This is a genomic window from Qipengyuania vesicularis, assembly GCF_019711415.1.
Taxonomy (GTDB): Bacteria; Pseudomonadota; Alphaproteobacteria; order Sphingomonadales; family Sphingomonadaceae; genus Qipengyuania; species Qipengyuania vesicularis.
Genome location: NZ_JAIGNJ010000001.1, coordinates 42,667 through 52,500, shown reverse-complemented (window position 1 = coordinate 52,500; position 9,834 = coordinate 42,667). Strand labels below are relative to the sequence as shown.

General features: G+C 62.7%; 11 protein-coding genes. 6 read left to right on the top strand and 5 right to left on the bottom strand.

Going from position 1 to position 9,834, the window contains the following annotated elements:
* The first annotated feature begins 50 nt into the window (after window positions 1-50).
* From K3146_RS00235 to K3146_RS00220, 4 genes are all read left to right on the top strand, one after another.
* Window positions 51-1,010, top strand: a complete 960-nt coding sequence (locus K3146_RS00235; RefSeq protein ID WP_221544221.1) for an aspartyl protease family protein — start codon at window positions 51-53, stop codon at window positions 1,008-1,010.
* A 49-nt stretch (window positions 1,011-1,059) separates the two neighbouring features.
* Entirely contained in the window at window positions 1,060-2,877 is a 1,818-nt protein-coding gene (locus tag K3146_RS00230) for an ABCB family ABC transporter ATP-binding protein/permease (RefSeq protein ID WP_221544220.1), read from the top strand.
* Between the two features lie 104 nt (window positions 2,878-2,981).
* Window positions 2,982-4,487 carry a SulP family inorganic anion transporter gene (locus K3146_RS00225; protein WP_221544219.1) on the top strand — a complete coding sequence of 502 codons (1,506 nt, stop codon included), beginning with the start codon at window positions 2,982-2,984 and terminating at the stop codon, window positions 4,485-4,487.
* Between the two features lie 48 nt (window positions 4,488-4,535).
* The gene (locus K3146_RS00220) at window positions 4,536-5,312 is read left to right on the top strand and encodes a hypothetical protein (protein WP_221544218.1); all 777 of its coding nucleotides are present in this window, start codon (window positions 4,536-4,538) and stop codon (window positions 5,310-5,312) included.
* 7 nt (window positions 5,313-5,319) lie between these two features.
* On the opposite strand, the gene K3146_RS00215 is transcribed toward K3146_RS00220, so the two are convergent.
* From K3146_RS00215 to K3146_RS00200, 4 genes are all read right to left on the bottom strand, one after another.
* On the bottom strand, window positions 5,320-5,724 hold the full coding sequence (locus K3146_RS00215) for an ACT domain-containing protein (RefSeq protein ID WP_221544217.1): 405 nt from the start codon (window positions 5,722-5,724) through the stop codon (window positions 5,320-5,322).
* Window positions 5,724-7,022 carry an ATP-dependent protease ATPase subunit HslU gene (hslU, locus tag K3146_RS00210; RefSeq protein WP_221544216.1) on the bottom strand — a complete coding sequence of 433 codons (1,299 nt, stop codon included), beginning with the start codon at window positions 7,020-7,022 and terminating at the stop codon, window positions 5,724-5,726. Before hslU ends, K3146_RS00215 begins: the two co-directional genes overlap by 1 nt.
* An 8-nt stretch (window positions 7,023-7,030) precedes the next feature.
* Entirely contained in the window at window positions 7,031-7,591 is a 561-nt protein-coding gene (gene hslV / locus K3146_RS00205; RefSeq protein WP_282098451.1) for an ATP-dependent protease subunit HslV, read from the bottom strand.
* Between the two features lie 68 nt (window positions 7,592-7,659).
* Window positions 7,660-8,133, bottom strand: coding sequence for an outer membrane protein assembly factor BamE (locus K3146_RS00200; RefSeq protein WP_221544215.1), 474 nt, complete (start codon window positions 8,131-8,133; stop codon window positions 7,660-7,662).
* A 174-nt stretch (window positions 8,134-8,307) separates the two neighbouring features.
* On the opposite strand from K3146_RS00200, the gene K3146_RS00195 reads away from it, so the two are divergent.
* Window positions 8,308-8,826: a ubiquinol-cytochrome C chaperone family protein gene (locus tag K3146_RS00195; protein ID WP_221544214.1), complete on the top strand. Its 519-nt coding sequence runs from the start codon at window positions 8,308-8,310 to the stop codon at window positions 8,824-8,826.
* A complete protein-coding gene (locus K3146_RS00190; RefSeq protein ID WP_221544213.1) occupies window positions 8,823-9,359 on the top strand; it encodes a YceD family protein in 537 nt (178 codons plus the stop codon). Before K3146_RS00195 ends, K3146_RS00190 begins: the two co-directional genes overlap by 4 nt.
* Here K3146_RS00190 and K3146_RS00185 read toward each other — a convergent pair whose 3' ends face one another.
* On the bottom strand, window positions 9,360-9,827 hold the full coding sequence (locus K3146_RS00185) for a hypothetical protein (protein ID WP_247710968.1): 468 nt from the start codon (window positions 9,825-9,827) through the stop codon (window positions 9,360-9,362).
* Between the last annotated feature and the right edge of the window lie 7 nt (window positions 9,828-9,834).

Below are 9,834 nucleotides of genomic sequence, written 5' to 3'. Positions count from 1 at the left end.
CATCGCTGTGCGAGCCCGGCTCTCGCGCGCGGGCGCGCTGGAGAGAAGACATGGCAAATAGGCAATTCCTGTTCGGCCTGCTGCTGGCCTGTGCAGTCCCCGCAAGCGTCCCGGTCCTCGCAGAAGAGACCGACGCCGATCCCACCGCAGAAAAGAGCCCCGAGCTTGTAGAGGTAGAGTTGGCGAAGGATCGCTACGAACGCCTGACCGTGCCGGTCGTGATCGATGGCAAGGGTCCATACCGCTTCTTCATAGACACGGGTGCCCAAGCCACTGTGGTCACCTCTCGGATTACAGAGGACCTTTCGCTTGAACCATTCTCGCGTGCCATGCTGGTGGCGATGGGCTCCTCAAGGGAAGTCGACCTCATAGCGATCGACCGCCTCGAATTTGCCGACCGAACGCTGAGCGGGCTCGTCTCTCCCCTGCTCGAGCGCCAGCATATCGGCGCGGACGGTATCCTGGGACTCGATACACTCCAGGACCTGCGCGTCCTTATCGATTTCAACGAGGGGCGCATGACCGTGGCCGATGCGAAGGCTCTCGGCGGGAACGCCGGCTACGAGATCATCGTGAGGGCTCGCTCGCGGCTGGGCCAGATGATCATCACAGACGCGCGGCTCAATGGCGTGAAAACCGCAGTCATCATAGATACGGGGGCGCAGAACTCGGTTGGCAACCTTGCCCTATACAAACGCTTGCGCGCGCGAGCGAAGCACAAGGTCGTTACATCGGACGTCCATGGAACCGAAATCCTGAGCGATGTCGCCTTTGCAAAGCGGCTCGAGATCGGACCCATGCAACTGAACCGGATACCGATATCTTTCGTCGACAGCCCCGCCCTCGATGCGCTGGGCTATGCCGACGAACCTGCGCTGATCCTTGGCATGGGGAACCTGCGCATGTTCAACCGCGTGGCCATCGACTTTCCCACCCGGCGCGTATTGTTCGATGTACCCGAGGAATCGATCCGGCACGATGCCAGTCGGCTCATCGACGGATGGCATTGATCTGCCGCTGACCTTGCCGAATTCGCGGACCTGCCCCAGATAGCGGGCGATGCCGCCCGATAAAGCCAAGACCCAGCCGCCGATCGATCTCGAAGGCTGGCCCACCATCAAACGCTTCCTGCCATATCTATGGCCGCACGATAATCCGCTGCTGAAGCGGCGCATTATCGGCGCGATGGGATTCGTGCTGGCAGCCAAGGCGACGATTCTCGCCCTGCCCTTCGCCTATAAGAACGCAGTCGACACCATGACCACGCCGGCGAACGAAACGCTGATGGTCGCGCTGGCCCTGGTCATTGCCTACGCGGCGGGGCGCTTCGCCAGCGTGATGTTCGACAATCTGCGCAACATCACCTTCGAACGTGTAGGCCAGGATGCGACGCGCAAGCTGGCCGAGGACACATTCAGCCGCCTGCACAAGCTTTCGCTGCGCTTCCACCTGTCGCGTCGCACGGGCGAGATCACCAAGACGATCGAACGCGGGACAAAGAGCATCGACGTTATGCTCTACTTCCTGCTGTTCAACATCGCTCCCACAGCGATCGAACTGCTGGCCGTGGGCGCGATCTTCTATTTCAACTTCGGCTGGGAACTGGTCGTCGCAACCGCCGCGACCGTCGCCGCCTATATATATGTAACGCGAAAGATCACCGAATGGCGCAACGACTTGCGTCGCAAGATGAACGAGCTCGACGGACAGGCGCTGGCGCGATCGGTCGACAGCCTGTTGAATTACGAGACGGTGAAGTATTTCGGCGCAGAGGAGCGCGAGCGTCGCCGTTATGGCGAGGCAGCCCACGCCTGGGCCGAAGCCGCCATCAAGTCGGAAAACTCGCTCGGTGTGCTCAATATCACGCAAGCGGCGATCATGAACCTGCTCATGGGCGGGGCGATGGCCTTTACGGTCTTGGGCTGGAGTCAGGGCACCTTCACCACCGGCGACCTCGTGCTGGTGAACACATACCTGATGCAGCTCTTCCGTCCGCTGGACATGTTGGGCATGGTCTATCGCACGGTACGTCAGGGCCTGATCGACATGGCCGAGATGTTCCGCCTGATCGACACCGAGGCCGAGGTGAAAGACATTCCTGGAGCGCCCGCGCTGGTGGTGCGTCGTCCTTCGATCACCTTCGATCACGTCCATTTCGGCTACGAGCCGGAACGCACGATCCTGCATGGCCTTACTTTCGAGGTCCCGGCAGGCAGCAATGTCGCCATCGTCGGCCCCTCGGGTGCAGGCAAGAGCACCATCGCGCGGTTGCTGTTCCGCTTCTACGATCCACAGAAGGGGCGCATCCTTATCGACGGGCAAGACATATCGAAGGTCCAACAGGAGAGCTTGCGCGCGCATATCGGCATCGTCCCGCAGGACAGCGTGCTGTTCAACGACACGATCGGCTACAACATTGCCTACGGCCGTGAGGGCGCGAGCGAGGAGCGCATGGTCAATGCGGCTCGTGCCGCAGCGATTCTCCCCTTTATCGAGAAGCTGCCCGACGGCTTCGACACCGAAGTCGGCGAGCGCGGCCTCAAGCTCTCGGGCGGCGAGAAGCAGCGCGTCGCGATTGCGCGCACATTGGTGAAGGATCCACCGATACTGCTGCTCGACGAGGCGACCAGCGCGCTTGATAGCCGCACCGAGCAGGACATCCTCGGCACGCTCAAGCAGGTGAGCAAGGACCGCACCACGCTCGCCATCGCGCACCGCTTGTCGACCATCGCCGATGCCGATCGCATCCTCGTGCTCGATCAGGGCAGGCTTGCCGAGAGCGGCACGCATGCGGACCTGCTGCGGGCACGCGGTCTCTATGCAGAGATGTGGGCCCGCCAGCAGGCCGAAGCGAGCGAAGCGGCGGCTGCCGAATAGGAATGCTCGCCACTACGGGTTGTGTTGCACTGCACAATCGCTAAGTAGCGCGCAATCATTCCGGGTGCACTTGCGCGCCCTCCTGATATAGCTGGACAGAAATCATGCCCAACCTCGGCGCGATCAAACGCGACTGGTTCTCCAACATCCGTGCAGACATCCTCGCCGGGATCGTCGTCGCGCTGGCCCTGATCCCCGAAGCGATCGGCTTCTCGATCATCGCAGGCGTGGATCCGCGCGTGGGGCTCTATGCCTCGGTCGCGATTGCCATGGTGATCGCTTTTACCGGCGGACGTCCGGGCATGATCAGCGCCGCGACGGCTGCAGTGGCCGTAGTGGTCGTACCGCTGGTGCGCGATCACGGAGTGGAATACCTCTTCGCCGCAACGATCCTGATGGGGATTTTCCAAGGCATCGCCGCGCTGCTGCGGCTCGACCTGCTGATGCAGTTCGTGTCGCGCTCGGTCATCACCGGCTTCGTCAACGCGCTCGCGATCCTGATCTTCATGGCGCAGCTGCCCCAGCTCGATCCGACTGCGGCAGGCATCGGCTGGATGACCTACGCCATGGTCGCCGCCGCGCTGGCGATGATCTACATCATCCCGAAGTTCACCACCGCAGTCCCCAGCCCGCTGATCGCGATCGTCGTGTTGACTGCGCTGACCATCTGGCTCGACGCGCCAGTGAATACCGTATCCGACATGGGCGAGCTGCCCGAGGGCCTGCCCTATTTCGCGCTGCCCGATGTCCCGCTGACCTGGGAAACGCTCGCAATCATCGCGCCCTACTCCGCCACCATGGCGGCAGTCGGCCTGCTCGAATCGCTGCTGACCGCGCAAATCGTCGATGACATGACGCACACCGGCTCGAACAAGCGCCGCGAGAGTGCTGGTCAGGGCGTCGCCAACGTGGTTGCTGCGATGTTCGGCGGCATGGGCGGCTGCGCGATGATCGGCCAGTCGGTCATCAACGTGACCAGCGGCGGGCGTGGACGCCTGTCGACTTTCACGGCCGGCCTCTCGCTGCTGATCCTGCTTGCCGTGCTCGGCGACCTCGTCGGCCAGGTGCCCATGCCGGCGCTGGTGGCGATCATGATCATGGTGTCGATCGGGACCTTCTCGTGGAACTCGATCCCCAACATTTCCAAGCACCCGTGGCAGTCCAGCGTTGTGATGCTCGCGACTGTTGTCGTGGTGGTCGCCACCCACAACCTAGCACTCGGCGTGCTGGCAGGCGTGATCCTGTCGGGCGTGTTCTTCACCCACAAGGTGATGACCATGTTCGAAGTGGTTCGAGAGCGCGAAGGCGACACCGCCATCTATCGCGCCAAGGGCCAGATCTTCTACGCCAGCGTCGAGCGTTTCGAAGCCGCGCTCGGCCCCGAAAGCAGCATGCCCGATCCGGCAGACCACGTGATCATCGATGTGCGCAAGGCCCACTTCTGGGACATCTCAGCGATCGGCGCGCTCGACAAGGTCGTCGAACGCATGCGCCGCAACGGCCGTAGCGTGCAGGTACGCGGTCTCAACCGGGCGAGCTCGGACCTGGTCGACAAGTTCGCGCTGACCGACAAGACGGGTGTCGAAATCGGGCTTGCGCCACATCCGTAGGTAACGATTTACCCTTGCGCCTTGCGGCCGGTGTTCCATACTCCGGCGATGGCAGGGGGAAAGACACCGGTATTCCTGAACAAGATCGCGGTGCAGCTGCGCGAGCAGAACTGGTTCGCCCTCGCGGCTGAACTCGTCATCGTTGTGGTCGGCGTGTTCCTCGGCCTGCAGGCTGCGAACTGGAACGAGGAACGTCAGGAGCGCGAGGATGAAGAGCAAATCCTCACGCGGCTTCAGGCCGAAACGGCCACGCTTCTCGAGGCGGTTCGTGAGGAACGCCAAGTACTGCAGCGAAAAGTGGATCTCTTCGCGCAGGCACAGTCCATCATCTTCACTTCGGACGAACCACGTCCGCTGACCCCCGCGGAGTGCAGTGCCGTGGCCGGCTCGCACATTTACCGGCGCGAATCCGACCAGCTGCCGATACTCGAAGAGATGCTCTCGACCGGGCGTTTCGATCGCTTGACAGACGAGGGCATCAAGCAGCAACTCCGCAACTATATCCTCTTCCGCGACCGCCAGCGCGCCAATCATGAAGAGCGGACGAATGAGTTGTTCCGCCTCTACAGCCGCCACCCCGAGGCTATCCAGATCGAGCTAGTCCCCAGGGGGACTGATACGGAAATCGACTGGGGCTTCATGAGGAACAAGGACTCGCGCTGGATGCCGCAATGCAACGTCGAGCAGATGCGCTCGAACCGGCAGTTCCTGAACGAGCTCTTCGACAATATGGGCCGCAACGGACATGTTCTGCTCACCTACGAACAGCGCGAAGCCATTTTGCTCGAGCTGCAGCAGCGGCTGGACGAACTTCTGCGATCCTGACGTCAGCCTAGCTGGCGGAAGCCGCCAAACTTCTCAGGATCGACAGCGCCTCTTCGCCCTTTGTGGCAGGCACGAAAGCATGGTCGTGGTGAAACGCTGCCACCATGTTGCAGGCGATACCCGCATCAGCGAGCGCGCCTGACACGGCCGCCGTCAGCCCCACGCCTTCAAGGTCGGAATGCACCATCAGCGTAATGCGGGCGAAGTCCGGCCCCTCGATGCCCAGTTCGTCCGCTAGCTGAGACGGGACGATCGCCGTTACGCCCTCGTCCTCCCGAAAAGTCCCGATGGCCGCGCCGAGCAATTGCGGCGCCGTGTCGGGGCTCACGAGAACGAAGCACCAGCTTTGGGTGTCGAGCCGGGGCTCCATGGCGGCGATCATCGCCTCACGGTCGCGCACCGGCTTCGTCATCACAGGATATACTTGCTGAGATCGGTATCGCCCGACAGATCGTCCAGCCGTTCGCGCACATAGGCGGCGTCGACCGTGATCGTCTCGCCCTTGTGCTCTTCGGCTTCGAAGCTGATGTCCTCGAGCAGGCGCTCCATCACCGTTTGCAGGCGGCGGGCACCGATGTTCTCGACGCTCTCGTTTACCCGCGCGGCGATCTTCGCGACTTCCGCAATCGCATCGTCGGTGATGTCGAGCGTGACTTCCTCGGTCCCGATCAGCGCCTTGTACTGCTGCACGAGGTTGGCGCGCGTTTCGGTGAGGATGCGCACGAAGTCTTCCTCGGTCAGCGCGCGCAGCTCGACCCGGATCGGCAGGCGGCCCTGGAGTTCGGGCAACATGTCCGAAGGCTTGGAGACATGGAACGCTCCGCTCGCGATAAAGAGGACGTGGTCGGTCTTCATCGGGCCGTACTTCGTCGCCACGGTCGTGCCTTCGATCAGCGGCAGCAGGTCGCGCTGCACGCCTTCACGGCTCACCGAACCGCCGCGTACATCGGAGACGGCAATCTTGTCGATCTCGTCGAGGAAGACGATGCCGTTGGTCTCCGCATTTTCCAGCGCGACGCGGTTGACGTCGTCCTGGTCCATGCGCTTTTCGGCCTCTTCCTCCACCAGCCGGTCCCACGCGTCGGGGACTTTCAGCTTGCGGCGCTTGAGATTGGATTTGCCCATCGCCTTGCCGAGCATGTCGGAGAGGTCAATCATGCCGACATTGCCGGGCATGCCGGGGATTTCCATGTTGCTGGAGGGCTGCTCCTTCACGTCGATCTCGACTTCCGTGTCGTTCATCGCGTTCTGCACGATGCGCTCGCGGAAGGCTTCGCGCGTCGCCTCGCTGGCATTTTCGCCGACAAGCGCGTTGAGCAGGCGTTCCATCGCCGCCTGGCTGGCGGTCTCACGCACAGCCTCGCGGCGGCGCTCCTTCTCCAGCCGGATCGCTTCTTCGGCAAGGTCGCGGGCGATCTGTTCGACATCGCGGCCGACATAACCGACTTCGGTGAACTTGGTCGCCTCGACCTTCACGAAGGGAGCCTCGGCCAGCTTCGCCAGACGACGGCTGATCTCGGTCTTGCCGCAGCCGGTGGGGCCGATCATCAGGATGTTCTTGGGCGTCACCTCATCGCGGAGATCGCGATCGAGGCGCTGGCGGCGCCAGCGGTTACGGAGCGCCACGGCCACGGCGCGCTTCGCGTCCTTCTGGCCGATGATATGCTCGTCCAGCGCGGCGACGATCGCCTTGGGGGTCAGATTGTCCATGAGTTCTCTCAGACCTCTTCGAGGGTCACATTGCCGTTGGTGAAGACGCAGATGTCGGCGGCGACCTGCATCGCCTTGCGCGCAATCACTTCGGGATCGTCTTCATATTCGGCGATCGCCTTGGCCGCGGCGAGCGCATAGTTCCCGCCCGAACCGATCGCGGTAATGCCGCCTTCGGGCTCGAGCACGTCGCCATTGCCGGTCAGTACGAGGAGGTTCTCCTTGTCCGCCACAATCATCAGTGCTTCGAGATTGCGCAGGTACTTGTCGGTGCGCCAGTCCTTGGTCAGTTCCACCGCGGCGCGAAGAAGCTGGCCGTTATACTGCTCGAGCTTCTTTTCCAGCCGCTCGAACAGGGTGAAGGCATCGGCGGTCGCACCGGCAAAACCTGCCACGACCTTGCCGCCCTCACCGATCCGGCGGACCTTGCGGGCATTGGGCTTCATCACCGTGTTGCCCATGGAGACCTGTCCGTCCCCGGCGACCACGATGCGGTCACCCTTGCGTACACCGATGATGGTGGTTCCGTGCCACTGGGTCAGCCCGTGGCGATTGTCTCTATCGTCCATGCGGCGCGATATGGGGAGTGCGCCCTAGGGGTCAAGAAGCGTGGCCAAGAAGTGGGATGAGGGCGCGCCTAGCGCCCGCCCGGACCGCCCTGCCCGCCAAGACCCGGTTGGCCGACAGTGCCGATATTGCCGAAGAGGTCTTCGAGGAAGCCGCGCTCGCGGCCGAGCGTCGGCGTCTTGTCGCCATCGGGGGTCAGGTAGGTAACCTGGTCCAGCCCGCTCCGATCGGCCGAAACGACATTGCCATCGGGGCCGAACTTCACTGTCAGCACCGAATGCTGCTGGATGCGCGGGCGCACGAATGGCTTCCGGCCGGTGGTGGAAGACACGTAATACCACGTCGGTTCGCCGAACTGGCTGGTGAAGGTCGGGCGGCCCAGCGTCATTTCGACGCTGCGCTGGTTGTCGATGCCCGGCTGTACGGAATTGAGCAGGACCGCATCGTTGATGTAGCCGCGCGATTCGCGGATCGAGGAGCATGCGCCCAGCGAAAGACCGGCAGCGACCAGAGCGGTCGTGGCAAGGATTTTGGTGGTCCTCATGCGAATACTTCGAACTCCGTAACTCCGGCGCGCTTGGCCTGATGGCAGCGGCACCCTATATGCGCGGACGACGCCCTAAACGCCCATGCGCGCCCATGCAACGTATGTGTGATCGAGCGGTGGGGATGGCGGCTTTAATTACCGCTGAACAAGCAGACAGGAATACGCGAAGACATGTCCTTCCTCGCCCGCCTTTTCGGCACACAGAGCGACCCGCGCGAAGAATGGCGCCCGCTGTGGCACACCATCGTCGAGGAGGCGCGCGATCCCGACTGGTATCGCATGTGCGGTGTGGCCGACACGGTGGAAGGGCGCTTCGACATGATCACGTTGGTGCTCAGCCTCGTCATGTTGCGGATGGAGCGCGAGGAGTCCCTCGCCCCGCACACTGCGCTGGTGACCGAACTCTTCGTCGAGGACATGGAGGGCCAGCTGCGCGAAGCAGGCATCGGCGATCCCACCGTCGGCAAGAAGATCGGCAACCTCATGAGCAGCATGGGCGGCCGGCTCGGCACCTACCGCAAGGCGCTCGCAAATGAGGATCGCGGCGAGCTGGCAGGGGCGCTCAGGCGCAATGTGACCCTGTCGCAGGAAGACGAGGCCGAGGCGCTCGCCGAGCGGATGATCCGTCTCCACAAGCGCTTCGAGCGGACTTCTGCCGAACAGCTTCGCAAGGGCGAGGTGGCAGCATGAGCGGCGGGCAAAGCGAACTCGTCCGCCTCGTCAAGCCGCGCGCCCTGCCGGCTGGCGAGATGGCAATCGAAGCCAATGCCGATGAGCGCGCGGCGCTGGCAACGCGCTTCGACGTGCTCGGGATAGACGACTTCACTGCCACGGTCGGTTTCGTAGAGAAAGACCAGGCCGTGATCGCCAAGGGCACCCTGTCAGCAGGCATTACCCAGCCCTGCGCAGTGACCCGCGAACCGCTGAGCTACCGTGTCGAGGAGGAATTCTCGCTGCGCTTTGTTCCTGCCGGGCAGATGGGCGAATACGAGGAAGACGCCGAATTCGAGCTGACCGAGGAGGACCTCGACGAGATCGAATACGAAGGCGATGCCTTCGACCTCGGCGAAGCGATTGCGCAGGAACTGGGCCTCTCCATCGATCCCTTCCGCGAAGGCCCGGGTGCCGACGCCGCACGCGAAGAAGCAGGCATCGAAAGCGATGAGCAGCGCGGGCCGAGCGGCCCATTGGCCGAGGCGCTGGCGGCACTAAAGAAAGATTGATCAGAAAGGCGGCGGAGGGCCGAAGAACATCGTTATGCGCTCGACCCGGCCTTCCGGATCGGCCCACCCCATCTGGACGGTCAGTTTCCACATCGTCTGACCAAGACCGTTTGGCGTGACCGTCAGTTCATATACCGGAAAGACCTCCCGCTTGTCGGATATGCGCTTGATCTGCCAAATCCGGCCGAGATCGAGTTCGACAAAGGCATCGATGGGCGCAACCTTGTTCTGATCGTAGGATGCCGGCGCACCGCTGTAGAGGTGGAAGTATGTCGCCTCCCCACGGCGCAAAGTAGCTTGTTCCCGCCGCACAGCTGTAAGCACGCGCCTCGCCTCTGCGATCTCAATATTTTGCAGGTGCTCGATTTCTTGCCCGGCAGCAGATTCTTGAGCGGCCACTGGCGAGCAGACCACAGCCATTGAGCCAAGGACATGAAGCGAGGCGAAAGATAGGAGCGCTTTGATCATCGACCGA